Annotated in this window: 26 protein-coding genes and 2 tRNA genes; 9 read left to right on the top strand and 19 right to left on the bottom strand. The window is 67.2% G+C overall.

Annotated features, from left to right (window positions below):
- Positions 1-103: 103 nt before the first annotated feature.
- The 3 genes from PHLH3_RS25560 (at position 104) to PHLH3_RS25550 (ending at position 2,510) form a co-directional block, all read left to right on the top strand.
- Entirely contained in the window at positions 104-1,444 is a 1,341-nt protein-coding gene (locus PHLH3_RS25560; RefSeq protein ID WP_213626271.1) for a dihydroorotase, read from the top strand.
- A gap of 276 nt (positions 1,445-1,720) precedes the next feature.
- The gene (locus tag PHLH3_RS25555) at positions 1,721-2,131 is read left to right on the top strand and encodes a MerR family transcriptional regulator (protein ID WP_213626270.1); all 411 of its coding nucleotides are present in this window, start codon (positions 1,721-1,723) and stop codon (positions 2,129-2,131) included.
- Complete coding sequence (locus tag PHLH3_RS25550; RefSeq protein WP_043245635.1) at positions 2,124-2,510, top strand: carboxymuconolactone decarboxylase family protein; 387 nt, start codon at positions 2,124-2,126, stop codon at positions 2,508-2,510. Before PHLH3_RS25555 ends, PHLH3_RS25550 begins: the two co-directional genes overlap by 8 nt.
- 58 nt (positions 2,511-2,568) lie before the next feature.
- Here PHLH3_RS25550 and ychF read toward each other — a convergent pair whose 3' ends face one another.
- The 9 genes from ychF to PHLH3_RS25505 form a co-directional block, all read right to left on the bottom strand.
- Positions 2,569-3,669, bottom strand: coding sequence for a redox-regulated ATPase YchF (gene ychF, locus PHLH3_RS25545; protein ID WP_111260994.1), 1,101 nt, complete (start codon positions 3,667-3,669; stop codon positions 2,569-2,571).
- Between the two features lie 40 nt (positions 3,670-3,709).
- On the bottom strand, positions 3,710-4,294 hold the full coding sequence (gene pth, locus PHLH3_RS25540; protein WP_111260993.1) for an aminoacyl-tRNA hydrolase: 585 nt from the start codon (positions 4,292-4,294) through the stop codon (positions 3,710-3,712).
- Between the two features lie 34 nt (positions 4,295-4,328).
- Positions 4,329-4,937 carry a 50S ribosomal protein L25/general stress protein Ctc gene (locus tag PHLH3_RS25535; protein ID WP_213626269.1) on the bottom strand — a complete coding sequence of 203 codons (609 nt, stop codon included), beginning with the start codon at positions 4,935-4,937 and terminating at the stop codon, positions 4,329-4,331.
- A 107-nt stretch (positions 4,938-5,044) separates the two neighbouring features.
- Positions 5,045-5,986 carry a ribose-phosphate pyrophosphokinase gene (locus PHLH3_RS25530; protein WP_021220434.1) on the bottom strand — a complete coding sequence of 314 codons (942 nt, stop codon included), beginning with the start codon at positions 5,984-5,986 and terminating at the stop codon, positions 5,045-5,047.
- A gap of 87 nt (positions 5,987-6,073) precedes the next feature.
- Positions 6,074-6,148 (bottom strand) — tRNA-Gln (locus PHLH3_RS25525).
- A 54-nt stretch (positions 6,149-6,202) separates the two neighbouring features.
- Positions 6,203-6,277, bottom strand: a tRNA-Gln gene (locus PHLH3_RS25520).
- Between the two features lie 35 nt (positions 6,278-6,312).
- A complete protein-coding gene (gene ispE, locus PHLH3_RS25515) occupies positions 6,313-7,164 on the bottom strand; it encodes a 4-(cytidine 5'-diphospho)-2-C-methyl-D-erythritol kinase (protein WP_173172539.1) in 852 nt (283 codons plus the stop codon).
- 7 nt (positions 7,165-7,171) lie between these two features.
- Positions 7,172-7,789, bottom strand: coding sequence for a lipoprotein insertase outer membrane protein LolB (gene lolB, locus PHLH3_RS25510; RefSeq protein ID WP_213626268.1), 618 nt, complete (start codon positions 7,787-7,789; stop codon positions 7,172-7,174).
- Positions 7,790-7,792: 3 nt separating this feature from the next.
- Positions 7,793-9,520: a tetratricopeptide repeat protein gene (locus PHLH3_RS25505; RefSeq protein ID WP_173172543.1), complete on the bottom strand. Its 1,728-nt coding sequence runs from the start codon at positions 9,518-9,520 to the stop codon at positions 7,793-7,795.
- 185 nt (positions 9,521-9,705) lie between these two features.
- On the opposite strand from PHLH3_RS25505, the gene hemA reads away from it, so the two are divergent.
- The 6 genes from hemA to PHLH3_RS25475 all read left to right on the top strand — a co-directional run bounded on the left by hemA (position 9,706) and on the right by PHLH3_RS25475 (position 15,057).
- A complete protein-coding gene (gene hemA / locus PHLH3_RS25500) occupies positions 9,706-10,980 on the top strand; it encodes a glutamyl-tRNA reductase (protein WP_111260988.1) in 1,275 nt (424 codons plus the stop codon).
- The gene (gene prfA, locus PHLH3_RS25495; RefSeq protein ID WP_173172545.1) at positions 10,977-12,059 is read left to right on the top strand and encodes a peptide chain release factor 1; all 1,083 of its coding nucleotides are present in this window, start codon (positions 10,977-10,979) and stop codon (positions 12,057-12,059) included. Before hemA ends, prfA begins: the two co-directional genes overlap by 4 nt.
- 1 nt (position 12,060) lies before the next feature.
- Entirely contained in the window at positions 12,061-12,891 is an 831-nt protein-coding gene (prmC, locus tag PHLH3_RS25490; RefSeq protein WP_213626267.1) for a peptide chain release factor N(5)-glutamine methyltransferase, read from the top strand.
- Positions 12,885-13,640, top strand: coding sequence for a molybdopterin-synthase adenylyltransferase MoeB (locus tag PHLH3_RS25485; RefSeq protein ID WP_213626266.1), 756 nt, complete (start codon positions 12,885-12,887; stop codon positions 13,638-13,640). The genes prmC and PHLH3_RS25485 overlap by 7 nt, the downstream gene beginning before the upstream one ends.
- Entirely contained in the window at positions 13,633-14,430 is a 798-nt protein-coding gene (gene murI, locus PHLH3_RS25480; RefSeq protein ID WP_213626265.1) for a glutamate racemase, read from the top strand. Before PHLH3_RS25485 ends, murI begins: the two co-directional genes overlap by 8 nt.
- Positions 14,431-14,541: 111 nt before the next feature.
- Positions 14,542-15,057: an acyloxyacyl hydrolase gene (locus PHLH3_RS25475; protein WP_213626264.1), complete on the top strand. Its 516-nt coding sequence runs from the start codon at positions 14,542-14,544 to the stop codon at positions 15,055-15,057.
- 224 nt (positions 15,058-15,281) lie between these two features.
- Here the strand turns inward: PHLH3_RS25475 and PHLH3_RS25470 are convergent, their stop codons facing one another.
- From PHLH3_RS25470 to PHLH3_RS25425, 10 genes are read right to left on the bottom strand one after another with little or no spacing between them, the layout of a single operon-like run.
- Entirely contained in the window at positions 15,282-15,605 is a 324-nt protein-coding gene (locus PHLH3_RS25470) for a YkgJ family cysteine cluster protein (RefSeq protein WP_111260982.1), read from the bottom strand.
- Positions 15,606-15,652: 47 nt separating this feature from the next.
- Positions 15,653-16,162 (bottom strand): DUF2878 domain-containing protein, encoded by a 510-nt coding sequence (locus PHLH3_RS25465; RefSeq protein WP_213626263.1) that lies wholly within the window; start codon positions 16,160-16,162, stop codon positions 15,653-15,655.
- The gene (locus PHLH3_RS25460) at positions 16,155-17,426 is read right to left on the bottom strand and encodes a cyclopropane-fatty-acyl-phospholipid synthase family protein (RefSeq protein ID WP_213626262.1); all 1,272 of its coding nucleotides are present in this window, start codon (positions 17,424-17,426) and stop codon (positions 16,155-16,157) included. Before PHLH3_RS25460 ends, PHLH3_RS25465 begins: the two co-directional genes overlap by 8 nt.
- Positions 17,413-18,213 carry a DUF1365 domain-containing protein gene (locus tag PHLH3_RS25455; protein ID WP_213626261.1) on the bottom strand — a complete coding sequence of 267 codons (801 nt, stop codon included), beginning with the start codon at positions 18,211-18,213 and terminating at the stop codon, positions 17,413-17,415. Before PHLH3_RS25455 ends, PHLH3_RS25460 begins: the two co-directional genes overlap by 14 nt.
- On the bottom strand, positions 18,210-19,457 hold the full coding sequence (locus tag PHLH3_RS25450) for an FAD-dependent oxidoreductase (RefSeq protein WP_213626260.1): 1,248 nt from the start codon (positions 19,455-19,457) through the stop codon (positions 18,210-18,212). The genes PHLH3_RS25455 and PHLH3_RS25450 overlap by 4 nt, the downstream gene beginning before the upstream one ends.
- Complete coding sequence (locus tag PHLH3_RS25445; RefSeq protein WP_213626259.1) at positions 19,454-20,218, bottom strand: SDR family NAD(P)-dependent oxidoreductase; 765 nt, start codon at positions 20,216-20,218, stop codon at positions 19,454-19,456. The genes PHLH3_RS25450 and PHLH3_RS25445 overlap by 4 nt, the downstream gene beginning before the upstream one ends.
- On the bottom strand, positions 20,215-20,637 hold the full coding sequence (locus tag PHLH3_RS25440; RefSeq protein ID WP_213626258.1) for a nuclear transport factor 2 family protein: 423 nt from the start codon (positions 20,635-20,637) through the stop codon (positions 20,215-20,217). The genes PHLH3_RS25445 and PHLH3_RS25440 overlap by 4 nt, the downstream gene beginning before the upstream one ends.
- Positions 20,634-22,064: a deoxyribodipyrimidine photo-lyase gene (gene phrB / locus PHLH3_RS25435; protein ID WP_213626257.1), complete on the bottom strand. Its 1,431-nt coding sequence runs from the start codon at positions 22,062-22,064 to the stop codon at positions 20,634-20,636. The genes PHLH3_RS25440 and phrB overlap by 4 nt, the downstream gene beginning before the upstream one ends.
- Positions 22,052-23,011 (bottom strand): MerR family transcriptional regulator, encoded by a 960-nt coding sequence (locus tag PHLH3_RS25430; protein ID WP_213626256.1) that lies wholly within the window; start codon positions 23,009-23,011, stop codon positions 22,052-22,054. The genes phrB and PHLH3_RS25430 overlap by 13 nt, the downstream gene beginning before the upstream one ends.
- A 2-nt stretch (positions 23,012-23,013) precedes the next feature.
- Positions 23,014-23,979 carry a 2-thiouracil desulfurase family protein gene (locus PHLH3_RS25425; protein ID WP_213626255.1) on the bottom strand — a complete coding sequence of 322 codons (966 nt, stop codon included), beginning with the start codon at positions 23,977-23,979 and terminating at the stop codon, positions 23,014-23,016.
- Positions 23,980-24,148 lie beyond the last annotated feature (169 nt).

Below are 24,148 nucleotides of genomic sequence, written 5' to 3'. Positions count from 1 at the left end.
CAGCGCCCGAGCCTGGCGTGCCGGCCCACCCATCCGAGCCGGTGGCCCTTGTCCCCATCGACCTGGGGCCCGGCTACCAGGCCCTGCAGAACGAGTTCCAGCCATGCACCACCTGCTGATCCGCAATGCCCGCCTGGTCAACGAAGGCTGCGAGTGGGAGGCCGACCTGCTGGTGCACAACGGCCGTATCGAACGCATCGACCGCAGCATCGGCGCCTGGCCGGACGTGCGGGTGATCGACGCCAACGGCCAGTACCTGCTGCCGGGGATGATCGATGACCAGGTGCACTTCCGTGACCCGGGCGCGCCCCACAAGGGCACCTTCCTCAGCGAATCCCGCGCGGCGCTGGCCGGGGGCGTGACCAGCGTGATGGACATGCCCAACACCCAGCCGGCGACCCTGGACCTGGAGGCGCTGGCGGCGAAGGAGCGCCGCGCGGCGGCCTGTTCCTCGGTGAACTACGGTTTTCACTTCGGTGTGAGCCGGGACAACCTCGACACCGTGGCCCGGCTCGACCCGGAGCGGGTGGCGGGGGTGAAGGTGTTCATGGGCGCCTCCACCGGCAACCTGCTGGTGGACGACGAGGCGTCCCTGGAGCGGTTGTTCCGCGATTGCCCGACGTTGCTGCTGGCCCACTGTGAAGACACGCCGCGCATCCGCGAGCGCGAGGCGCAATGGGCGGCCGACTACGGCGACGCCATCCCGCCCGAGGCGCACCCGCTGATCCGCGATGCGGAGGCCTGCTACCGCTCCTCCAGCCGGGCGGTGGCGCTGGCCCGTCGCTTCGACACCGATCTGCACGTGCTGCACATCACCACGGCGCGGGAGCTGGAGCTGTTCATCCCCGGGCCGCTGCCGGGCAAGCGCATCACTGCCGAGGTGTGCGTGCATCACCTGCTGTTCGATGACCGGGACTACCCGCGTCTGGGCCACCTGATCAAGTGCAACCCGGCGATCAAGGCGCCCTCCGACCGCGATGCCCTGCGCCGGGCGTTGCTGGACGGGCGGCTGGACGTGATCGGCAGTGACCACGCGCCCCACACCCTGGAGGAGAAGGCCCGGCCCTACGCCCAGGCGCCCGCCGGGTTGCCGCTGGTGCAGCACAGCCTGCCGGCGCTGCTGGAGCTGGTGGCCGACGGGCTGCTGCCGCTGACGCTGCTGGTGCACAAGACCAGCCACGCGGTGGCGGAGCGCTTCTCCATCGAGCAGCGGGGTTACCTGCGCGAGGGGTACTGGGCGGACCTGGTGCTGGTGGAGCGCCTGGCCGAGCCCCGGCCGGTGGAGGCGGACCCGATCCACGCGCAATGCGGCTGGACGCCGTTCCAGGGCCGGTCCTTCCGCCACGCGGTGCGCACCACGCTGGTGTCGGGCCAGCTGGGCTGGCACCAGGGGCGTTTCGGGGAGGATTGCCAGGGCCTGCCCCTGCGTTTTCGCCGGCGTTGAAGGGCACCTCTAAAAACTACCTGCGTTGTCATCGCGGCGTTAAAAACAGGCTCGTGCGCGAGTCCGATCAAAATGCTCATTTACCGCACGTAAACTGCGCTTTCTCGCCTGTTTGACGCGCTGATGCGCGCCCTTCGGGCCAGCCTTCGGCTGTTACTCCCTTTGGTCGTTGCGCCTTGCGCTGACTGCCTCGCCTACGTTTTTAGAGATGCCCTGGGCGACGTGGCACCGGCAAAGGGTTGACTTAGAGCGCGCTCGAACTTCTAGGATCGCCCCATGGAACCTCATCTCAGCATCGACGAAGTCGCCCGGCGCACCGGGCTCACGGCTCACACCCTGCGTTATTACGAGCGCATCGGGCTCATCGCCCCGGTGGGCCGGGCGCCGGGCGGGCAGCGGCGCTATGCGGCTTCGGACATGGCCTGGATCGAGTTCCTGCTGCGCTTGCGCACGACCCGCATGCCCATCGGCAAGATGCAGGCGTTCGCAGCGCTGAGGAGCGCCGGGGACCCGACGGTGCCGGCGCGTCGCCAGATGCTGGAGGGCCACCTTGCGGAGGTCCTGGCCGAGATCGAGGCGATGCGCCAGGCCGCCGATGCGCTGCACGCGAAGATCGAGCATTACCGCGCGTGCGAGCAGGCCCTGGCGCTGGAGCCATCAACCGAGAAGGGCAACGCAGATGAATGACGAGAGCCGCTACCAGCGTGGGCTGGCGAAACTGAAGGAGATCGACGGCGAGGCCGGTGAGCGGGTGGTGGAGAGCCTGGCGGGCATCGCCCCGGACTTTGCGCGCTACCTGGTGGAGTTCCCCTTCGGCGACATCTATTCCCGCCCGGGGCTTGACCTGAAGAGCCGGGAGATCGCCGTGGTGGCGGCCCTGACCGCCCTGGGCAACGCCGCCCCGCAACTGAAGGTCCACGTGCACGGCGCGCTGAACGTCGGCGCCAGCCGCACGGAGATCATCGAGACGATCATGCAGATGGCCGTCTACGCCGGCTTCCCGGCCGCGCTGAACGGCCTGGCGGTGGCGCGGGAGGTGTTCGAGCAGCGGGGGGAGGCGGCCTGAAGCACGAAGCCCCCGGCGGAGCAGGTCCGCAGGGGGCTTCGGGTAAAGCGGGGAGGGCTTAGACGTTGAAGCGGAAGTGCATCACGTCGCCGTCCTTGACGATGTATTCCTTGCCTTCCAGGCGCCATTTGCCGGCTTCCTTGGCACCGGCTTCGCCCTTGAACTGGATGAAGTCGTCATAGGCGACCACTTCGGCGCGGATGAAGCCTTTTTCGAAGTCGGTGTGGATGACGGCGGCGGCCTGCGGGGCGGTGGCGCCGATGCGCACGGTCCAGGCGCGTACTTCCTTCACGCCGGCGGTGAAGTAGGTCTGCAGGTTGAGCAGGTCGTAGCCGGCGCGGATCACGCGGTTCAGGCCTGGTTCTTCGAGGCCCAGGGCTTCGAGGAACATGTCCTTCTCTTCGCCGTCGTCGAGCTCGGCGATCTCGGCTTCGATCTTGTTGCAGACCGGTACCACGATGGCGCCCTCTTCTTCGGCGATGGCGCGGACCACGTCGAGGTGCGGGTTGTTCTCGAAGCCGTCCTCGGCGACGTTGGCGATGTACATCACCGGCTTGCTGGTGAGCAGGTGGAAGCCGCGAACGAGGCGCTTCTCGTCGTCACCCAGGTTCTTCAGCAGCGAGCGCGCTGGCTTGCCTTCGCTGAAGTGGGGAATGAGTTTCTCCAGCAGGGCTTTCTGCGCCAGGGCGTCCTTGTCGCCACCCTTGGCGTTGCGCGCGACCTTCTGCAGTTGCTTTTCGCAGCTGTCGAGGTCGGCGAAGATCAGTTCGAGGTCGATGATCTCGATGTCGCGCTTGGGGTCGACGCTGTTGGAGACGTGGATGACGTTCTCGTCTTCGAAGCAGCGCACGACGTGGGCGATGGCGTCGGTCTCGCGGATGTTGGCGAGGAATTTGTTGCCCAGGCCTTCACCCTTGGAGGCACCCGCAACCAGGCCTGCGATGTCGACGAATTCCATGGTGGTGGGGATCACGCGCTCGGGCTTGACGATCTCGGCCAGCGCGTTGAGGCGCAGGTCGGGCATCGGCACGATGCCGCTGTTCGGCTCGATGGTGCAGAAGGGGAAGTTTTCCGCCGCGATGCCGGATTTGGTCAGGGCGTTGAACAGGGTGGACTTGCCGACGTTGGGCAGGCCGACGATGCCGCAGTTGAATCCCATGCTATGTCCCTCGGGCCGATTGGCGATGAAAGAGGTGTGATCAGGCCTTCTGGCTGTGCAGCTTCTGCATCGCGCGGGTCCAGTCACCTGCGAGCATTTCCGGCAGCACGCCGAGGGCGAAGTCGATGCTGGAGTCGAGCTTTTCCTGTTCGCTGCGCGGTGCGCGGCCGAGGACGAAGCCGGAGACCAGGCTGCTGTGCCCCGGGTGGCCGATGCCGAGCCGGAGGCGGTGGAAACCGTTCTGGTTGCCAAGCTGGGCGATGATGTCGCGCAGCCCGTTGTGCCCGCCGTGCCCGCCACCTTGCTTGAGCTTGGCGACGCCGGGAGGCATGTCGAGTTCGTCGTGGGCCACCAGGATCGCGTCGACCGGGATGCGGAAGAAGCCGGCGAGCGCCGCCACGGACTGGCCGCTGCGGTTCATGTAGGTGGTGGGGATGAGCAGGCGAACGTCGCGACCCTGGTGGCTGAACTTGCCAACGAGGCCGAAGTATTTCTTGTCGAGGGAGAGGTTGACGCGCTGGCTGTCCGCCACGCGCTCAACGAAAAGGGCCCCTGCGTTATGCCGGGTCTGGTCGTATTCAGGGCCTGGATTACCCAGGCCGACGATCAGTTGTACGGCAGTCACGACAGGGGCCCTTCCTCAGGCTGGCGAGTAGTGATTACTCGGCTTTGCCTTCTTCTTCGTCTTTCACAACGCGGGAGGCGTGGATGTTGGCCACTGCCAGGTCGTTGCCGTGCGCCAGTGCGACCAGCTCAACGCCTTTCGGCAGTTTGAGGTCGGACAGGTGAACGATCTGGCCCAGTTCGACTTTGGCCAGGTCGACTTCGATGAACTCCGGCAGGTCTTTCGGCAGGCAGGAGACTTCGACTTCGGAGATGGTGTGGGAGATCTCGCCACCACCGGTCTTCACGCCAACGGCGGTCGATTCGTTCAGGAAGTGCAGGGGCACGTGGGCGGTCAGTTTCTGGCCGGCGACGACGCGCTGGAAGTCAGCGTGCAGTACGAAGCCTTTGGCGGGGTGACGCTGCAGGGCCTTGATCAGAACGGTTTCGGTCTTGCCGGAAACGTTCAGGGACAGCACGTGGCTGAAGGCAGCTTCGTTTTCCAGCAGCTTGGCCAGGTCTTTGGCCAGCAGGCTTACGGATTGCGGGGCTTTCTCGCCACCGTAGATCACGGCGGGAACCAGGTTGGCATTACGACGCAGGCGGCGGCTCGCACCTTTCCCCAGGTCGGAACGCGCTTCGGCATTCAGGGCAAAATCAGTCATTACGTTTCTCCAAAATAGCCAAACCGCCCCGAGTGCTTGCGACCAGCATCTTGGGCGGTTAGGCAAAAAAGCCCCGCCGGAGCGGGGCGTTTTCGTCAGGGATGTCCTTAGCGGAACATCGCGCTGATCGATTCCTCATTGCTGATGCGGCGGACCGCTTCAGCCACGACCGGCGCGATATCCAGTTGGCGGATACGCGAGCAGGCCTGTGCCGCGGCGGACAGGGGGATGGTGTTGGTCACCACCAGCTCGTCCAGCACGGAGTTTTCAATGTTCTCGATGGCACGGCCCGACAGCACCGGGTGGGTGCAGTAGGCGTAGACCTTGGCGGCGCCGTGGTCCTTCAGGGCCTTGGCGGCGTGGCCGAGGGTGCCGGCGGTATCGACCATGTCGTCGACCAGGACGCAGGTACGGCCATCCACATCACCGATGATGTGCATGACTTCGGACTGGTTGGCCTTGGGACGACGCTTGTCGATGATCGCCAGATCGACGCCCAGGGACTTGGCTACGGCGCGAGCGCGCACGACGCCACCGATGTCCGGGGAGACGATCATGAGGTTGTCGAAGCGTTGGTCTTCGATGTCATCCACCAGAACGGGGGAGCCGTAGATGTTATCTACCGGGATATCGAAGAAGCCCTGGATCTGATCGGCGTGCAGGTCGACGGTCAGCACGCGGTCGACGCCGACCACGGTGAGCATGTCGGCCACTACCTTCGCGCTGATCGCCACGCGAGCGGAACGCGGGCGGCGGTCCTGGCGGGCATAGCCGAAGTAGGGGATCACTGCAGTGATACGGGACGCCGAGGAACGGCGGAAGGCGTCAGCCATCACCACCAGTTCCATCAGGTTGTCGTTGGTGGGCGCGCACGTGGGCTGAATCAGGAAGACGTCCTTACCGCGAACGTTTTCATTGATTTCAGCGCTGATCTCGCCGTCGGAGAACTTGCCTACGGAGGCATCACCGAGGGGGATGTGCAATTGACGTACGACGCGACGCGCCAGATCGGGGTTGGCGTTCCCCGTGAAGACCATCATCTTGGACACGCGCAGTACCTGCCGGCTGAGGGTGGACCTGATGAATAAAAAGCTGTTCAAAATGCACGGGTGCTTTTTGAACAGCTTTCTCGTGTATGGCAGGGGCGGCTGGATTCGAACCAACGCATGGCAGGATCAAAACCTGCTGCCTTACCGCTTGGCGACGCCCCTATCTGTTTCAACTTTCTTTGCAAGACCTTGTCGTACCGAACCCTTGGAGGGTTATGGCAGGGGCGGCTGGATTCGAACCAACGCATGGCAGGATCAAAACCTGCTGCCTTACCGCTTGGCGACGCCCCTGTATCGGTATAACCGGAGGACTTGCAACACTTCTTTCAAGCCAGGATTCCGAGCTTGCGGTGCAACATCGAGACGTTGCTTCCTCGCGCGACGAAATTCGGCAGAGTGGCTGGAAGTTGGCGGGCGACTTTATCAGCATCGTCCTTGTTTGGGAAGCTCCCAAACACACAAGCTCCAGTGCCGGTCAGTCTAGCTGCTGTGAAATTATTCAACAGGATCAGCGCGTTACGAACATCCGGGTAACGCTTCTCGACCACCGGCTGACAGTCATTACGACCGCCCCCCTCAAGAAGGCTGCGAAGATTAATGGGCGGCGTATTCCGTGTCAACTCGGGATCGGTGAAAACTTCTGCTGTGCTGACAAAGACTTGCGGTACGGCGACGAGGAACCAGGGTTCGGGCAGGGTGACCGGCTGCAGGCGCTCGCCGACGCCCTCGGCGAAGGCGGCGCGCCCGCGTACGAATACCGGTACATCGGCGCCCAGGGCCAGGCCCAGTTCGGCGAGGCGATCCTCGCCCAAGTGGGTCTGCCACAGGTGGTCGAGGCCGAGGAGGGTAGTCGCGGCGTCCGAGCTGCCGCCACCGATGCCGCCGCCCATGGGCAGGCGCTTGTCGAGCCAGATGTCGGCGCCGAGGGAGGTGCCGGATTCCTGCTGCAGGCGCCTGGCGGCGCGGACGATCAGGTTGCTGTCATGGGGCACGCCGGGCACGTCGGTGCGCAGGTGGATCTCGCCATCCTGGCGCAGGGCGAAGCCGAGTTCGTCGCCGTGTTCGAGGAACTGGAACAGGGTCTGCAGCTCGTGATAGCCATCGGCGCGGCGGCCGAGGATATGCAGCATGAGGTTGAGCTTGGCCGGAGCCGGGAGGATCAGCTGTGCGTCCTGCATGGCGTGCCTACTGGCCGAGCTGGCGCGGTTGCCAGTCCTTGATCACCAGGGTGACGTCGAGATCGGCGCCCTTGAGCTTGATGCGCTCGGGCAGGGTGAAGCCGTTCTGCTCCACGTAGCTGAGGTACTGGACCTGCCAGCCGTCCTGCTCCAGGCGCGCCAGGTGGCTCTTGCCGTCCAGGGTCAGCCGGCTCTTGCTGTCCGGGGCGGGCAGGCCGCGCACCCACCATTGCAGGTGGGAAACCGGCAGGCGCCAGCCCAGCTGTTCTTCCAGCAGGGCTTCGGGGGATTCGGCTTCGTAGCGCCCCTGGTTGGCGACTTCTAGGGTGATGGCGCCCGGGTGCCCGGTGAGACGGGCGGCGCCACGACCCAGCGGGCCGGAGAGGCGGATGTCGTAGTAGTCGCGGCGTTGCAGCCAGAACAGTGTGCCGCTGCCGGAATCACGCGGGGCGCGGATGCCGACCTTGCCGGCGATCTGCCAGCCGTCGAGGGCGGCGACCTGTTCCTTGTGGGCTTTCCACTGGGCCGGGTCGCCCTGGCCTTCAACGGTCTCGTGGGAGGTGAGGCCGGCGCAGCCCGTGAGCAGGAGCAGCGCGCCGGCGGCTAGCAGTGAACGTAGACGCATGGATCAGAGGGTCTCGGAGCCGGTCAGGCGCTGCAGGGTGCCGCGCAGGATCGGGCTGTCGGGTTGGGTCTTGAGGGCTTCGGACCAGACTTCGCGCGCTTCGCTCTGCTTGCCGCGGGTCCAGAGCACTTCGCCCAGGTGGGCCGCCACTTCGTGATCGGGGAATTCCTTCAGGGCCTGGCGCAGCAGGCGCTCGGCCTCGTCCATGTTGCCCAGGCGGAAGTTGATCCAGCCGAGGCTGTCGAGGATGGCGGGGTCATCCGGCTTGAGCTGGTGAGCCTGCTCCACCAACTGGCGTGCTTCTTCGTAGCGCGTGGTGCGATCGGCGAGGGTGTAGCCGAGGGCATTGAGCGCCATGGCATTTTCCGGCTCGCGTTCGAGGATGAAGCGCAGGTCGCGCTCCAGTTGCGCCAGGTCGCCGCGCTTCTCCGCGAGCATCGCGCGCGTATAGAGAAGGTTGAGGTCGTCCGGGAATTGCTGCAGGCCCTGGTGGATGACTTTCCAGGAGCGGTCAGGCTGCTGGCGTTCGGCGAAGCTTTCGGCCTCGATCAGGTACAGCTGGATGGCGTAGTCGGGCTGGGCCTCGCGAGCCTTGTCCAGGTGCGCGGCGGCCTCGTCGGGACGGTTGGCGTCGAGCAGGATCTCGGTCTGGCGCAGCTGGGCCGGCAGGTAGTCGTTGCCGGCACCGACCAGGCCGTACTCGATCAGCGCACTTTCCTTGTCGCCACGCTTCTCGTAGACCTGGCCGAGGTTGAAGTGGGCGGAGTCCACATGGCTGCCCCGGTCGACCAGTTCCTCGAGGTAGACCTGGGCTTCGTCCCAGGCCTCGCCCTCCATGCACACCAGCGCCAGGGAGAAGCGCAGGTCGTCATCATCGGGGAACTGCTGCACCAGGCCGGCGAACTCGGACTTGGCCTCGTCCAGGCGGTTCTCTTCCACCAGCAGGCGGGCGTAGGTCAGGCGCAGGCGCTTGTCGTCCGGGTGCTGCTTGATGCCCTTCTGCAGCAGAGGCAGGGCTTCGTCGGTGCGGTCGAGGCTCTGCAGCAGGCGCGCGCGCAGCAGGATCGGCGGGATCTGCTGGTCGTCGGAAGGGATGTCCTCCAGCAGCGCGAGGGCTTCTTCGGTGCGGCCGTCCTGTTGCAGCAGCACGGCCTTGCCGAACACCAGCTGGCTGTTGTCCGGGTACTTGGCGAGCAGGCGGTCGAAGCTCTGCAGCAGGCCGGCGCGGGTGTCCGGGTCGGTCTCGGCGGCGGAGAGGGCGAGGAAGTCGAAATGGGTGTCGCCCTGGCCCTGTAGCACCTTCTCCATGTAGGTCATGGATTCGTCGTAGCGGCCGCCTCGGGCCAGCTGTACGGCGGCGGCGCGCTGGGCGTCGAGGTTGTCCGGGGCGTTCTTCGCCCAGATCAGCGCGGTGTCCAGCGCGGCCTGGTCGGCACCCAGGTACTCGGCGATGCGGAAGGCGCGTTCGGCTACGCCGGCGTCCTGGGTCGCATTGGCCTGCTGGACATAGTTGCCGAGGGCGATATCGAAGCGATTGCGCTGCCCGGCCACTTCGGCCGAGAGCAGGGCGAACAGGGTGTCGCGGCTGAAGGAGCCATAGACTTCCGGCTTGGATTCGGGCGCCTGGCTGGTGTCTTCCACCGGCGGCGTACCGTCCGGGGAGGAAGGGGCCAGGGTCTGGCAACCGCCGACGAGCAGGAGGGCGGTCAGCAACGCGAAGGATTTATTCATAGGGGAAAAGGCGACTAACCTGCGGTCGGAGCATCATGACACAAGCGGCTGGGCAAGCCCATGGGGCAAGGGCCGATACATTGTCGGGCGGGTTCATGGTGATTGTGACAATAGCGAGCGGTGGTTGTTCTCAATCTGTCGAAGGAGGACAATTGCGCGCCTCCTGATTTCGTTAGCGACCCTGCATGGCCTTTCTTGCCCTCGGTATCAACCACAAAACCGCGTCCGTGGATGTGCGTGAGCGCGTGGCTTTTACCCCCGAGCAACTGGTCGAGGCCCTGCAGCAGCTGTGTCGCCTCACCCCCAGTCGCGAGGCGGCGATCCTCTCCACCTGCAACCGCAGCGAGCTTTACCTGGAGCAGGACCAGGTTTCCGCCGACGAGGTCCTCGCCTGGCTCGCCGGCTACCACAACCTCAGCCTCGAAGAACTGCGCGCCTGCGCCTACGTGCACCAGGACGACTCCGCCGTCCGCCACATGATGCGCGTCGCCTCGGGGCTCGATTCCATGGTCCTCGGCGAGCCGCAGATCCTCGGCCAGATGAAATCCGCCTACGCCGTGGCGCGTGAGGCCGGCACCGTCGGCCCGCTGCTGGGGCGCCTGTTCCAGGCCACCTTCAGCACCGCCAAGACCGTGCGCACCGATACCGCGATCGGCGAGAACCCGGTCTCCGTGGCGTTCGCCGCGGTCAGCCTGGCCAAGCAGATCTTCACCGACATGCACCGCAGCCAGGCGCTGCTGATCGGCGCCGGCGAGACCATCACCCTGGTCGCCCGCCACCTGCACGAGCAGGGCGTGAAGCGCATCGTCGTCGCCAACCGCACCCTGGAGCGCGCCAGCATGCTCGCCGAGCAGTTCGGTGCCCACGCGGTGTTGCTGGCCGATATCCCCGACGAGCTGGTCAACAGCGACATCGTCATCAGCTCCACCGCCAGCCAGCTGCCGATCCTGGGCAAGGGGGCGGTCGAGCGCGCGCTGAAGCAGCGCAAGCACAAGCCGATCTTCATGGTCGACATCGCCGTCCCCCGCGACATCGAGCCCGAGGTCGGCGAACTGGACGACGTCTACCTCTACACCGTTGACGACCTCCACGAAGTGGTCGCCGAGAACCTCAAGAGCCGCCAGGGCGCCGCCCAGGCCGCCGAGGAGCTGGTCGGCAGCGGCGTGCAGGAGTTCATGCAGCGCCTGCGCGAGCTGGCTGCGGTGGACGTGCTGCGCGCCTACCGCCAGCAGGCCGAGCGCACCCGGGACGAGGAGCTGGCCAAGGCGCAGCGCATGCTGGCCAACGGCAGCTCCGCCGAGGACGTCATGGCCCAGCTCGCCCGTGGCCTCACCAACAAGCTGCTGCACGCGCCCAGCGTGCAGCTGAAAAAACTCTCTGCCGACGGCCGCTTCGATGCGCTCGCCGTGGCCCAGGAACTCTTCGCCCTCGACGAGGGCACGGACAAGCAAGCCCAATGAAAGCGTCACTGCTCAAGAAGCTCGACATCCTCCAGGACCGTTTCGAGGAACTCACGGCCCTGCTCGGCGATGGCGAAGTCATCAGCGACCAGGCCAAGTTCCGCGCCTATTCCAAGGAATACGCCGAGGTCGAGCCGGTCATCCTCGCCTTCCGCGAGTTCCGCAAGGTGCAGTCCGATCTCGAAGGCGCCCAGGCGCTGCTCAAGGACAGCGACCCGGACCTGCGCGAGATGGCCGAAGAAGAAGTCGCCCAGGCCCGCGAGCAACTGGTCGAACTGGAGGCCCGCCTGCAGCGCATGCTGCTGCCCAAGGACCCCAACGACGGCCGCAACGTGTTCCTCGAGATCCGCGCCGGCACCGGTGGCGACGAGGCGGCGATCTTCTCCGGCGACCTGTTCCGCATGTACTCGCGCTACGCCGAGCGCCAGGGCTGGCGGGTGGAGATCCTCTCCGAGAACGAGGGCGAGCACGGCGGCTATAAAGAGGTGATCGCCCGCGTCGAGGGTGACAACGTCTACGCCAAGCTCAAGTTCGAGTCCGGTGCGCACCGCGTGCAGCGGGTGCCGGAAACCGAATCCCAGGGCCGCATCCACACCTCCGCCTGCACCGTCGCCGTGCTCCCCGAGCCGGACGAACAGGCCGCCATCGAGATCAACCCGGCGGACCTGCGCATCGACACCTACCGCTCCTCCGGCGCCGGCGGCCAGCACGTGAACAAGACCGACTCCGCCGTGCGCATCACCCACATCCCCAGCGGGATCGTGGTCGAGTGCCAGGAAGAGCGCTCCCAGCACAAGAACCGCGCCAAGGCCATGGCCTGGCTCGCGGCCAAGCTGAACGACCAGCAGGAAGCCGCCGCCCACAAGGAAATCTCCGAGACCCGCAAGCTGCTGGTGGGCTCCGGGGATCGTTCCGAGCGCATCCGCACCTACAACTATCCACAGGGCCGGGTCACCGATCACCGCATCAACCTGACCCTCTACGCGCTGGACGACGTACTCGCCGGCAGTGTCGAGTCGGTCATCGAACCGCTGCTCGCCGAATACCAGGCCGACCAGTTGGCCGCCCTGGGGGACTGACGTGACCATCATCGCCAGCCTGCTCAGCGAGGCCCGCCTGCCGGACTCGCCAAGCGCCCGCCTGGACGCCGAGCTGCTGCTCGCCGCCGCCCTGGGCAAGCCGCGCAGCTTCCTCCACACCTGGCCCGAGCGCGTGGTCAGCGGTGAGGCTGCCGAGCTCTACGCGAGCTACCTTGCGCGCCGCCGCAACGGCGAGCCGGTCGCCTATATCCTCGGTCGCCAGGGCTTCTGGAGCCTGGACCTGGAAGTCGCCCCGCACACCCTGATCCCTCGTCCCGACACCGAGTTGCTGGTGGAAACCTCCCTGGCCCTGGTGCCGGCGGCCCCCGCCCGCGTGCTCGACCTCGGCACCGGCAGCGGTGCCATCGTCCTGGCGCTGGCCTGCGAGCGCCCGCTCTGGCGCCTGATCGGCGTCGACCGTATCGACGACGCCGTGGCCCTGGCCGAACGCAACCGCGTGCGGCTCCAGCTGGACAACGTCGAATTCCGCGAGAGCCACTGGTTCTCCACCCTGGGCGCCGAGCGCTTCGACCTCATCGTCAGCAACCCGCCCTACATCGCCGCCCGCGACCCGCACCTGGACGAGGGCGATGTGCGCTTCGAACCCTCCAGCGCCCTGGTCTCCGGCGCCGACGGGCTGGACGACATCCGCCTGATCGTCAGCGAGGCCCCCGCTCACCTGAATGCCGGTGGCTGGCTGCTGCTGGAGCACGGCTACGACCAGGCCGCCGCCGTGCGCGAACTGCTGGCCCGCCAGGGCTTCGAGGCGGTGGAAAGCCGCCGCGACCTCGGCGGCCACGAGCGCATCAGCCTGGGGCGGCTGCCATGCTGAGCGACGAAGAACTCCTGCGTTACAGCCGGCAGATCCTCCTGCCGCAGATCGACGTCGACGGCCAGCTGCGCCTGAAGGCGGCTCGCGTACTGATAGTCGGCGTCGGCGGCCTCGGCTCGCCCGTCGCCCTCTACCTGGCTGCCGCTGGCGTCGGCGAACTGCACCTGGCGGATTTCGACAGCGTCGACCTGACCAACCTGCAGCGCCAGATCATCCACGACAGCCACGGCGTCGGGCTGCCCAAGGTCGACTCGGCCATGGCCCGCCTCGCCGCGCTCAACCCCGAGGTGCGCCTGGTGCCGCACCGCGCCGCGCTGGACGTCGACTCCCTGGCCAAGGCCGTCGCGGCCGTGGACCTGGTGCTCGACTGCACCGACAACTTCGGCACTCGCGAGGCGGTCAACGCCGCCTGCGTGGCCGCGCGCAAGCCGCTGGTGTCCGGCGCTGCGATCCGCCTCGAAGGCCAGCTCTCGGTGTTCGACCCGCGCCGCGACGACAGCCCCTGCTACCACTGCCTCTACGGCCATGGCAGCGAAGCCGAGCTGACCTGCAGCGAAGCCGGTGTGGTCGGCCCGCTGGTGGGGCTGGTCGGCAGCCTGCAGGCCCTCGAAGCGCTCAAGCTGCTGGCCGGTTTCGGTGAGCCCCTGGTCGGCCGCCTGCTGCTGGTGGACGCCCTCGGTGGCCGCTTCCGCGAACTGCGGGTCAAGCGCGACCCGGGCTGCAGCGTCTGCGGGAACGCGCATGCCTGACCAGGCTCCCGTCGGCGTCTTCGACTCCGGCGTCGGCGGCCTGTCGGTGCTGCGCGAAATCCGCGCGTTGCTGCCGAGCGAATCTCTGATGTACGTGGCCGACAGTGGCCATATCCCCTACGGCGAGAAGAGCCAGGAGTTCATCCGCGAGCGCAGCCTGGCGATCACCCGCTTCCTGCTGGAGCAGGGCGCCAAGGCCCTGGTGCTGGCGTGCAACACCGCCACCGTGGCGGCGGTCGCGGACCTGCGGGAGCGTTATCCACAGCTGCCCATCGTCGGCATGGAGCCGGCGGTAAAGCCCGCCGCCGCCGCCACCCGTTCCGGCGTGGTCGGCGTGCTGGCCACCACCGGCACCCTCAAGAGCGCCAAGTTCGCCGCCCTGCTCGATCGCTTCGCCAATGACGTGCGCGTGGTCACCCAGCCCTGCCCGGGCCTGGTGGAGCGCATCGAGGCGGGTGAACTGGATGGAGAGGCGACCCGCGCGCTGCTCTGGAGCTACGTGCAGCCGCTGCTGGCGGAAGGGTGCGATACGCTGATCCTCGGCTGTACCCATTACCCCTTCCTGCGCCCATTGCTGGTCGGGATGGTCCCCGAGTCGGTGCGCCTGGTGGACACCGGCGCGGCCGTGGCGAGGCAGCTGCAACGGCTGCTCGAAGCCCGTGACCTGCTGGCTTGCGGACCGGTGCAACCTTGCCGTTTCTGGAGCAGTGGCGAGCCTTCGGCGCTGCAGAATGTGCTGCCGAAACTGTGGGGTGAAGAGGCTGTTTGCGTGGCAAATCTCGGCTTGTAAAAAAACCTTGAACTTGCCGGCAGCCATCTTTCTCTTAGTCCAAACGTATCTATAATCGCTACAAATCGTACGTTTTGAACCTGTCGATTAAGTCTGAATAAGGAAGTTTCCATGAAGAAACTGTTCTCTATGGCCGCGATCGCGGCCATTTGCGTGGGGCAAGGTGTTGCGGCGCAGGCGGCGGATGTTTCTCTCGATGTTGGTCAGACCGGCGAATCGACCATGGTCTATCGCCTCGCTACCCAGTTCGATTTCTCCAGCAGCTGGTTCCAGACCGACGTGGGTCGCCTGACCGGTTACTGGGATGCCGGCTACACCTACTGGGATGGTGACGAGACCTCCAGCAACCACAGCATTTCGTTCGCTCCGGTCTTCGTCTACGAGTTCGCCGGCGAAACCGTGAAGCCCTACGTCGAGGCTGGTATCGGTGTTGCTCTGTTCGCCAACACCGAGCTGGAAAACAACGAGCTGGGCTCTTCCTTCCAGTTCGAAGACCGCATCGGCGCCGGTCTGCGTTTCAGCAACCAGGAAGTCGGCATCCGTGCCATTCACTATTCCAACGCCGGCATCAAGCAGCCGAACGATGGGGTAGAGGCCTACAGCCTGCACTACCGCGTTTCCTTCTAAGCGCGAGCGACACGAAGAACCGGGCCTGGCGCCCGGTTTTTTATGCCTGTGGATAAATCGCCGGGTGGCATTTCCGTAGGGGCGAATTCATTCGCCCAGCGGTGCCAGGAGCGATGTTTGTGGGAGCGAATTCATTCGCGATGCGGTCTCGACGCCCTGTCGCTTTCGCGTCATTTGCGTAGCCCGGGCTTCAGCCCGGGACCCTTCCGGGTGCCAGGTACCGGTCAGACCGCGCGCCCGTAGGCGCTGTCGATGCCCCGGCGTTCTTCCAGGCAATCGGCCTCGCCCATCTCGAATTCGCGACAGATCAGCGGGCGGTTCTCGTAGATGCTGCAAAGCATGGTGTCGCGGTCCAGCGCGGCGCACCAGCCGTCGTCCAGGCGCGCCATGACGTCGCCGCCCCACTCATCCGTCTCGATGAAGCGCTCGGGCACGCCGGTGTCGGTGATCAGCATCACTTCCAGCTGGCAGCAGCAGGCGGCGCAGGTGGAGCAGGTGACCGCGGGGGTGGCAGGCAATTGCCTGAGGGGGATGTGCGAGGAATTCATGGGCGCGCAGTCTACGGCAAAGGCGTCCGCCATGGGGGCCGGACCGATCAGTTGCCCGGCGCGGGTCGCCCCAGTCGCCACGCCAGGCGGTGCAACAACGGCAGCAGCGCCGCCCAGATCAGGGCCAGCGCCAGCAGGCTGGGCAGGGTGCCGAACGGCAGGCCGACCCCCGCCAGGCGAGCGCCGGCCAGGTACGACAAGGGCCCGGCGATGGCGCCCAGCAGGGCGGCGAGCCACCAGGGGCGCGCGGTCCAGGCCAGGCAGTGGTTCAGCGTGGTGCCCAGCAGCGCCCAGAGCAGCGCCAGCCAGGGCGGGATCAGGCGCCCGCCATGGCCGAAGTCGAAGAGCCCCAGGTTGAGCAGCAGGCAGTCCAGCAGGCTGCCGAGCAACGCCACCGCGATTACCAAGCGGCCGTCCGCAGCCCAGCTGCCTATACAGAGGAAATGCAGCACCAGGAGCGCCGGCGCCACCAGCAGCAGGAGCGGCTGGTCGGCAGCGAACAGGCAGGCGAACCAGCCCACCTGGAACAGCACCGCATTGGCCAGGCGCCTAGGCATCCAATTGGCCGAGCAGCGGCGAGGGACGGGCGCCGGGCTTGGCGAGCAGCAACTGGGCGGTGCCGATGGCGCGCTCCAGGAAGCCGCCCTCGCAGTAGCACAGGTAGAACTCCCAGAGCCGGTAGAAGGTCTCGTCGTAGCCCAGCTGTTCCAGGCGGCCCCGCGCCACGCGCAGGTTGTCGTGCCAGTGGCGCAGGGTGCGCGCGTAGTGCAGGCCGAAGTCCTCCATGTGCAGCAGGTTCATGTCGCTGTCGCGGGTGATCACCTCCAGCATCTTCTGCACCGAGGGCAGGGCGCCGCCGGGGAAGATGTAGCGCTGGATGAAGTCGACGCTGCGCCGGGCCTGCTCGTAGCGCTGGTCGCGCATGGTGATGGCCTGCAGCAGCATCAGCCCGTCGTCTTCCAGCAGGCGCGCGCACTGGCTGAAGTAGGTGGGCAGGAAGCGATGGCCCACGGCTTCGACCATCTCGATCGAGACCAGCTTGTCGAAGCGCCCGTCGAGGTCGCGGTAGTCCTGCAGCAGTACGGTGACCCGCGACTGCAGGCCCTGTTCCTCGATGCGCCGGCGAGTGTATTCGTACTGCTCGCGGGACAGCGTGGTGGTGGTCACCCGGCAGCCATGGTGGGTGGCGGCGTAGAGCGCCATGCTGCCCCAGCCGGTGCCGATCTCCAGCAGGTGGTCGTCGGGCTTGAGTTCGAGCTTGCGGCAGATGCGCGCGAGCTTGTTCAGCTGGGCCTGCTCCAGGCCCTGATCGGGGCTGGCGAACTGCGCGGCGGAATACATCATGGTCGGGTCGAGCATCTGCTCGAACAGGTCGTTGCCCAGGTCGTAGTGGGCGGCGATATTGCGCCGTGAGCCGGCCCGGGTGTTGCGGTTGAGCCAGTGCAGGCCCTGCACCAGCGGTCGCCCCAGCGACGCGAGGCCGCGCTCCATGCTGTCGAGTACGTCGAGGTTGGCGACGAACACGCGGATCACTGCGGTGAGATCCGGCGTCGTCCAGTAGCCATGGATGTACGCCTCGCCCGAGCCGATGGAGCCATTGCTCGCCACCAGCGGCCAGACAGCCGGGTCCTGCACCTCGATACGCGCCCGGAGTTCGGCCTGGGTGTCGCCGTAGACCCGCTCCTCGCCGTCTTCCAGGATCGTCAGCTGGCCATGGCGCAGACGCTCCAGCTGGGCCATTACCAGTCGGCGCAACAGACCGCCGGCCAGGCCGGTATTGCTGAACAGGCCCGGCTTGGCGCCGAGGCTAGGGCTCTTCATGGATACGCTCCTTCGAATGCATGGTGGCGACGCGGTAGGCGCCGTCCGCCGCCTGGTGGGAGAACAGTGGCAGGCGTTTGATCAGCAGGCGCAGGGCCTGCCAGTAGATGCCCAGGACGGTCTTGGCCGTCATCCAGGGAAAAGTCGCGAGGTAGCGGTGCAGGCTGGCGCGGTCGAGCTCGCAGCGTTCCAGGTCGAGGGTCGCATCGAACAGCCTGGTGTCGCCCTGCCAGTCCTCCATGTGCACCGCCAGGCGCTGGCCCACCGGGCTGAAGGCCATGCGGTACTCCAGCTCGCGGGGCAGGAAGGGCGAGACATGGAAGGCCTTGTCGACCCGCACCCGCTGGTGCCCCTCGCCCTCCGCCGGCACCACGTAGTGGTAACGCTCGCGCCAGGGCGTATTGGTGACCTCGCAGAGGATCGCCATCAGCCGCCCCTCGGCGTCATGGCAGTAGAAGAAGGCCGCCGGGTTGAAGGCCAGCCCCCAACTGCGCGCCTGGGCCAGCAGGCGGATGGCGCCTTCGGGGCGCCGCCCCAGGGCCTCGCCGACCCGCTGGCGCACGGCCTCGGCGAGGCGCATGCCGGTGCGGGTGAACTGCGGCAGGAAGTCGCGCTCGCGAAAGGCGAAGGGCGCGAAGCGCCCCGGTCCGGCGAGCGGAGAGAGGCCGAGCACCTGTTCCTGCTCGTCCAGGTCCAGGTACAGCAGGCCGATGCGGTAGCGGAAGGCGTGGGCCCGGGGCGTGTGCCGCCGGTGCCTGACCCAGCCGCTGTAGAGGGCGCTGTTCACAGGGACTCCCCGAACTCGCGGGCCACGCGCAGGGCGCTGACCACGCCATCCTCGTGGAAGCCGTTGCCCCAGTAGGCACCGCAGAAGTAGCTGTGCTGCTTGGCGTTGATCTCCTCCCAGCGCGCCTGGGCGCGGACGCCCTCGAGGCTGAACTGCGGATGGGCGTAGCTGAAGCGGGCGAGGACGCGCGCGGGGTCGATGGCCTCGCCCTGGTTGAGGCTGACGCAGAAGGTCTCCGGCGCCTGGATGCCCTGGAGGATGTTCATGTTGTAGGTCACGGCCGCCGGGCGCTGGCGGGGGCCGCCCAGGCGGTAGTTCCAGCTGGCCCAGGCCAGTGGCCGGCGCGGCAGCAGGCGCGTGTCGGTGTGCAGCACCACCTCGTTGTCGGCGTAGGGCAGGGCGCCCAGCACCTCGGCCTCGGTTGCGCTCGGCTGGGCCAGCAGGGCCACTGCCTGGTCGCTGTGGCAGGCGAATACCACCTTGTCGAAGCGCTCGCTGCCGGCGGCGCTGTGCAGGGTCACGCCCTCGGCGTCGCGCTCGACCCAGGTCACCGGGCAGGACAGGCGGATGCGGTCGGCGAAGCTGGCCGTCAGTGGCGCCACGTAGCTGCGCGAGCCCCCGCTGATGACCCGCCATTGCGGGCGGTCGTTGACCGAGAGCAGGCCGTGGTTCTTGAAGAAGCGCACGAAGAACTGCAGCGGGAAGGCCAGCATGTCTTCCAGCGGCATGGACCAGATCGCCGCACCCATCGGCACCAGGTAGTGATCGCGGAAGCGCTCGCCATAACCGCCCAGGCGCAGGTAGTCGCCGAGGGTGATGGCGGGGTTGATGCGGCCCGCGTCGAGGTCCGCCTGGGCGTCGTGGTTGAAGCGCAGGATCTCCCGCAGCATGCCCCAGAAGCCCGGCGAGAGCAGGTTGCGCCGCTGGGCGAAGAGGCTGTTGAGGTTGTTGCCGTTGTACTCCAGGCCGCTGGCCGGGTCGTGCACCGAGAAGCTCATCTCGGTGGGTTGGCTGGCCACGCCCAGGCGCTCCATCAGGCGGATGAAGTTGGGGTAGGTCCAGTCGTTGAAGACGATGAAGCCGGTGTCCACGGCGTAGTCACGCCCGTGCAGGTGCACGTCCACCGTGTGGGTGTGGCCGCCGATCCAGTCGCTGGCTTCGAACAGCTGGATGTCGTGCTGGCGGGCCAGCAACCAGGCGCAGGTGAGGCCGGAAATGCCGCTGCCGATGATGGCGACTTTCATTGGGGAGCTCCGTTACGGGCCAGGCGTCGGCCCAGGGCCAGGCGCATCCGCGCCGGCAGCCGGGCGAGCAGGCGCAGGGCGAGGATGAAGGGGCCCGGGAAGGCGATTTCCAGCGGCCGCTGCTCGAGCCGCCGGACGATGTGGTGCGCGGCGCGTTGCGTCGACCAGCGCATGGGCATGGGGAAGTCGTTGCGCTGGGTCAGTGGCGTGTCGACGAAGCCGGGGCTGACCAGGGTGACGTCGAGGCCTTCATGGGCCAGGTCCACGCGCAGCGATTCCAGCAGATAGCGCAGGCCGGCCTTGGAGGCGCCATAGGCTTCGGCACGAGGCAGGGCGAAGTGGGTGACTGCGCTGACCACGCCGACCAGATGCGGCCGCTGGCCCTTGCGCAGCAGCGGCAGGGCGGCCTCGATGCAACGTGCCGGAGCGAGCAGGTTGGCCGCTACCACGCGCTCGACCAGGTCGGCGTCGAACTGCCCGGCTTCCAGGTATTCGCAGGTGCCGGCGTTGAGGATGGCGCTGTCCAGCGCGCCCCAGTGCTGGGCGATGCGCTCGCCCATGGCGGTGACCTGGGCGGCGTCGGTCAGGTCGCCCGGCACCAGCAGCACCTGCTCGGGAAAGCGTTGCCGTAGCGCTTCGAGCGGGCCGCTGCGACGCGCGCTGAGGGCGAGCCGATGGCCATCGCGCAGCAGCAGTTCGGCCAGCTCGGCGCCGATGCCGCTGCTGGCGCCGGTCAGCCAGATGCGTCGGGTCCCGTTCATCCCAGTCGCCTCTTGAGCAGTGCGATGGCTCCGCGCAGCAGCGGCACATGCTCGTAGAGCAGCGCGCCGGCATCGAAGTAGTCGCGGTGATAATGCACCCGTTCGCCCCAGCGCAGGTGCGAGCAGCCCTCGACCGTGATTGGGCGACCTCCGTCCAGGCGCGGGTGGCGGTAGGTCATGGTCCAGCGCAGGTAGCCCTCGCCCTCGCCGACCGGGTCGTGGCCATGGAAGCGGAAACTCAGGTCGCTGACGTTCTCGTAGAGCCCGGCGAAGTACTGGCGGATGGCGGGCAGGCCTTCGACATGGTGCAGCGGGTCGGTGAACTGCGCGTCCTCGCTGTACAGCGTGTCGAGCAGCGCGAGGTTGTCGCGATCCAGGCGGGCGAAGTCCTCGGCGAAGCGGTGCAGGAAGGTGCTCATGCGGCCACCTTGGGCAGGTTGCGGAAGGCGGCGATGGCACGGTCGCGGCTGGAGGAGAGGTCGACCATGGGCTGTGGATAACCTGCCGGCAGGAACAGCCCGCCACGGGCGGCCGGGTCGTGGATGTCCCTGGCGTCCAGGCCGGCCAGCTCCGGCACCCATTGGCGGATGAACACGCCTTGCGGGTCGAAGCGCTGGGACTGGCTGACCGGGTTGAAGATGCGGAAGTAGGGCGCCGCGTCGGTGCCGGTGGAGGCGCTCCACTGCCAGCCGCCATTGTTGGCGGCCAGGTCGCCGTCGATCAGGTGGCGCATGAACCAGCGCTCGCCCTCGCGCCAGTCGATCAGCAGGTTCTTGGTGAGGAACATGGCCACCACCATGCGCAGGCGGTTGTGCATCCAGCCGGTGGCGAGCAACTGGCGCATCGCCGCGTCGACGATGGGGATGCCGGTACGCCCCTGCTGCCAGGCGTGCAGCTCCTCCGGCGCGTCGCGCCAGCGCAGCGCCTCGGTTTCGGGGCGGAAGGCACGATGCCGGCTGACGCGCGGGTAGCCCACCAGGATGTGCTTGTAGAACTCGCGCCAGAGCAGCTCGTTGATCCAGGTGACGGCGCCGGCGTTGCCCGAGTCGAACTCGCCCTGGCTGCTGCGCAGCGCGGCATGCAGGCATTGGCGCGGCGACACCACGCCTGCGGCGAGGTAGGGCGACAGCTGGCTGGTGCCGGGGCGGGCGGGGAAGTCACGTTCGTCCTGGTAGTGCTCGATCTGCTGGTCGGCGAAGGCTTCGAGGCGCTGGAGGGCATGTGCCTCGCCGGCCGGCCAGAGTGCCTGCAGTGGGGTGGCCGGGGTGGCGAAGCCCTGGACCGATGCGGGGATAGCGTCGCTCTTGATCTCCAGCGGGGCCTGCACGGCGGGCGCCGGCGCACAGGCGGGCAGGGCGGCGTGCAGCCGTGCATAGCAGACCTTGCGGAACTGGCTGAAGACCTGGAAGTAGCCGTCGCTCTTGGTCAGCACGCTGCCGGGCTTGAACAGCAGCTGGTCGAGGTGGCTGCGCAGGCGCACGTCGTCCGCCTGCAGCCGGGCCTTCACCGCGGCGTCGCGGGCGCTCTCGTGGATGCCGTACTCCTCGTTGACGTGGACGGCGCCGACCTGGTGTTCATGACAGAGGCGGGCGACGGCTTCCGCGGCCTGGTCCCAGTGCTCGGCGTGGCGCACCAGCAACGGCACGTTGAGGCGTGCCAGCTCGGCCTGGAGCGCGACGAGGTTGCGCAACCAGAAGTCCACCTTGGCGGGGGCGTCGTCGTGTTCCAGCCACTGCCCGGGCGTGATCAGGTAGAGAGCGAGGGTCGGCCCGGCTGCCATCGCGGCGGACAAGGCGGTGTTGTCCTGGACGCGAAGGTCGCAACGGAACCACATCAATTGGCGCATGGAAGATCCTCATGCCTGCCCAGCAGTCCGAGGCTGGTCAGGGTTTGCAGGGCCGCGACCGGGTCGTCGGCGAGATGGGGGCGGATGCCCTGGCTGGCCAGCTCCTCCAGCTCGCGCTGATGGATGTGCACGGCGGGCCCGGCCAGCACCAGCGGGCAACCGGGGTCGGCCAGCAGGCGTGCCAGGCTCGTGCCGTTCAGGGCCTGCTCGGCATAGAGCAGCAGGGCGCGGGGTTCGATGCGGGCGATGGCCAGGGGCAGCTCGGCCGGTGGTATCGGCCATTCCAGTACCTCCACGGCGCAACCGGCGTTGCTCGCCAGCCAGGCGCTCAGCCACAGGCCGGGCGCCATGGGGTGTTCGCAGGGGTTCAGCAGCAGCAGCGGGGCACCGCCATGCTGGCGGTTGTTGTGGTAGATGCGGGCCCCCAGCTTGCTGCGCAGCCAGGCGTTGAAGAACACCCGCTCCAGGCGCGCGCCGTAGGCATCGCGCCAGCGCTCTTCCAGCGTCTCGAGCAAGGGCAGCAGCAACTGCAGGCAGAGGGTGAGCGGCGGGTAGATCGACAGCGCTGCGTTGAAGCGTTCGTCGAGGCGCCGTTCGGCCAGGGCGGCGATGGCTTCCAGCAGCTGGTGGCGCTGCTCGTCCCACAGTGACGAGGGGGCCAGGGCGGCATGCTGGCCACCACGCAGCAGGCCTTTCACCTGGCCCACGGGGACGCCGCGGTCGAGCCAGGTGAGCACCGCGCGGATGCGCGCCACGTGCTCGGGCGCATAGAGGCGGTGGCCCTTGGCGGTGCGCTGGGGCAGCACCAGGCCGTAGCGGCGCTCCCAGGCGCGCAGGGTCACCGGGTTGACGCCGGTGAGTCGCGATACGTCGCGGATGGGCAGCAGGCCGCGGGCCAGGGCTTCCTGGAAATCGCCGTCGAGTGGGGTGTCTTCGTGTTCGTCCATGGCTAGATGGCGTTGCGCAGGCTGAGGTCTTCGGGGTGCGGCTGCAGGTAGGCCTGCTGCGCGATGTAGGGATCCGGATGGCGGGCGAAGTGATGCTTGAGCAGGGTCAGCGGCACCACCAGCGGCACGATGCCGTTGCGGTACTGCTCAATCAGGCGCTGCATCTCGGCCTTCTCGTCCCGGCCCAGGCTGCCCTTCAGGTAGCCGCTGATGTGCTGCAGCACGTTGCTGTGGGTGCCCCGGGTGGCGCAGCGGGCCAGGGCAGCCATGAGCTGGCGGAAGTAGGGCGGGCCGAATTCCTCCGGCGCGTGCTTGCCGATATCGCCCAGCAGGCGGCCGAGGGCGCGGTACTGCTGCGGGTCGTGGGCCATCAGCTGGTACTTGTAGCGGGCATGGAATTCGAGGATGCCGCGACGGGTCAGGCCGCTGGCGCAGAGTGCCCGCCAGCGCGCGCAGGCGAATACGCGAGTGAGGAAGTTCTCCCGCAGCACCGGGTCGCAGAGGCGGCCTTCCTCTTCCACCGGCAGCTCCGGGTGGCGCTTGCAGAACGCATCGGTGAACAGGCCGCGCCCGCCTTCCTCGGCGGGGATGCCATTGGCCTGGTACACCTTCACGCGGTGCAGCCCGCAGGAGGGGGACTTCTGCATGAAGATGTAGCCGCACAGGTCGTCCAGTTCCCCGGCCATGCGTTCACCGTAGGCGGTCAGCGGCTCGCTCAGGTCACGGGAGCCGTCGCGGTTGACGGCGCGCGGCATCGTCGGATCGCCCACCAGACGAATGGCCTCGCGCGGGGTGCCCAGGCCGATGGCGACCTCCGGGCAGACCGGCACGAAGTCGAAATAGCGGGCCAGGATGCGGCTGCACAGGCGGGACTCCTTATGGCCGCCATTGAAGCGCACCGGCTCGCCGAGCAGGCAGGCGCTGATACCGAGCCTGGGCTTGGGGTGTGCAGGGGCGTCCTGTGACATGAGAATGGCCTCGGATTTTTTCTTGTACAAAACGATATTTCTGTACAGGTAATTCCATCTTAGGCATGTGGTTGTACAAGTCAAATGTCTTGTACAGGTTTTTTGTGAGGGATCGGAGCCAGCTATGGCCGGGGGAGGGGCTGGGAAGGGGGATGTGCGCCAGGCTCCG

The organism is Pseudomonas sp. Pc102 (assembly GCF_018408275.1).
Taxonomy (GTDB): domain Bacteria; phylum Pseudomonadota; class Gammaproteobacteria; order Pseudomonadales; family Pseudomonadaceae; genus Metapseudomonas; species Metapseudomonas tohonis.
This window is presented reverse-complemented; position numbering and strand designations above follow the sequence as displayed.

Excerpts from the sequence above, each read along its gene's own strand:
- PHLH3_RS25475 (WP_213626264.1), top strand. The coding sequence starts at position 14,542 with ATGAAGAAACTGTTCTCTATGGCCGCGATCGCGGCCATTTGCGTGGGG.
- prfA (WP_173172545.1), top strand. The coding sequence starts at position 10,977 with ATGAAAGCGTCACTGCTCAAGAAGCTCGACATCCTCCAGGACCGTTTC.
- PHLH3_RS25445 (WP_213626259.1), bottom strand. The coding sequence starts at position 20,218 with ATGAACGGGACCCGACGCATCTGGCTGACCGGCGCCAGCAGCGGCATC.
- PHLH3_RS25505 (WP_173172543.1), bottom strand. The coding sequence starts at position 9,520 with ATGAATAAATCCTTCGCGTTGCTGACCGCCCTCCTGCTCGTCGGCGGT.
- lolB (WP_213626268.1), bottom strand. The coding sequence starts at position 7,789 with ATGCGTCTACGTTCACTGCTAGCCGCCGGCGCGCTGCTCCTGCTCACG.
- PHLH3_RS25470 (WP_111260982.1), bottom strand. The coding sequence starts at position 15,605 with ATGAATTCCTCGCACATCCCCCTCAGGCAATTGCCTGCCACCCCCGCG.
- PHLH3_RS25465 (WP_213626263.1), bottom strand. The coding sequence starts at position 16,162 with ATGCCTAGGCGCCTGGCCAATGCGGTGCTGTTCCAGGTGGGCTGGTTC.
- phrB (WP_213626257.1), bottom strand. The coding sequence starts at position 22,064 with ATGCGCCAATTGATGTGGTTCCGTTGCGACCTTCGCGTCCAGGACAAC.
- hemA (WP_111260988.1), top strand. The coding sequence starts at position 9,706 with ATGGCCTTTCTTGCCCTCGGTATCAACCACAAAACCGCGTCCGTGGAT.
- PHLH3_RS25485 (WP_213626266.1), top strand. The coding sequence starts at position 12,885 with ATGCTGAGCGACGAAGAACTCCTGCGTTACAGCCGGCAGATCCTCCTG.
- PHLH3_RS25550 (WP_043245635.1), top strand. The coding sequence starts at position 2,124 with ATGAATGACGAGAGCCGCTACCAGCGTGGGCTGGCGAAACTGAAGGAG.
- PHLH3_RS25555 (WP_213626270.1), top strand. The coding sequence starts at position 1,721 with ATGGAACCTCATCTCAGCATCGACGAAGTCGCCCGGCGCACCGGGCTC.
- PHLH3_RS25450 (WP_213626260.1), bottom strand. The coding sequence starts at position 19,457 with ATGAAAGTCGCCATCATCGGCAGCGGCATTTCCGGCCTCACCTGCGCC.
- PHLH3_RS25460 (WP_213626262.1), bottom strand. The coding sequence starts at position 17,426 with ATGAAGAGCCCTAGCCTCGGCGCCAAGCCGGGCCTGTTCAGCAATACC.
- ychF (WP_111260994.1), bottom strand. The coding sequence starts at position 3,669 with ATGGGATTCAACTGCGGCATCGTCGGCCTGCCCAACGTCGGCAAGTCC.
- PHLH3_RS25425 (WP_213626255.1), bottom strand. The coding sequence starts at position 23,979 with ATGTCACAGGACGCCCCTGCACACCCCAAGCCCAGGCTCGGTATCAGC.
- PHLH3_RS25430 (WP_213626256.1), bottom strand. The coding sequence starts at position 23,011 with ATGGACGAACACGAAGACACCCCACTCGACGGCGATTTCCAGGAAGCC.
- PHLH3_RS25535 (WP_213626269.1), bottom strand. The coding sequence starts at position 4,937 with ATGACTGATTTTGCCCTGAATGCCGAAGCGCGTTCCGACCTGGGGAAA.
- PHLH3_RS25440 (WP_213626258.1), bottom strand. The coding sequence starts at position 20,637 with ATGAGCACCTTCCTGCACCGCTTCGCCGAGGACTTCGCCCGCCTGGAT.
- PHLH3_RS25560 (WP_213626271.1), top strand. The coding sequence starts at position 104 with ATGCACCACCTGCTGATCCGCAATGCCCGCCTGGTCAACGAAGGCTGC.
- ispE (WP_173172539.1), bottom strand. The coding sequence starts at position 7,164 with ATGCAGGACGCACAGCTGATCCTCCCGGCTCCGGCCAAGCTCAACCTC.
- murI (WP_213626265.1), top strand. The coding sequence starts at position 13,633 with ATGCCTGACCAGGCTCCCGTCGGCGTCTTCGACTCCGGCGTCGGCGGC.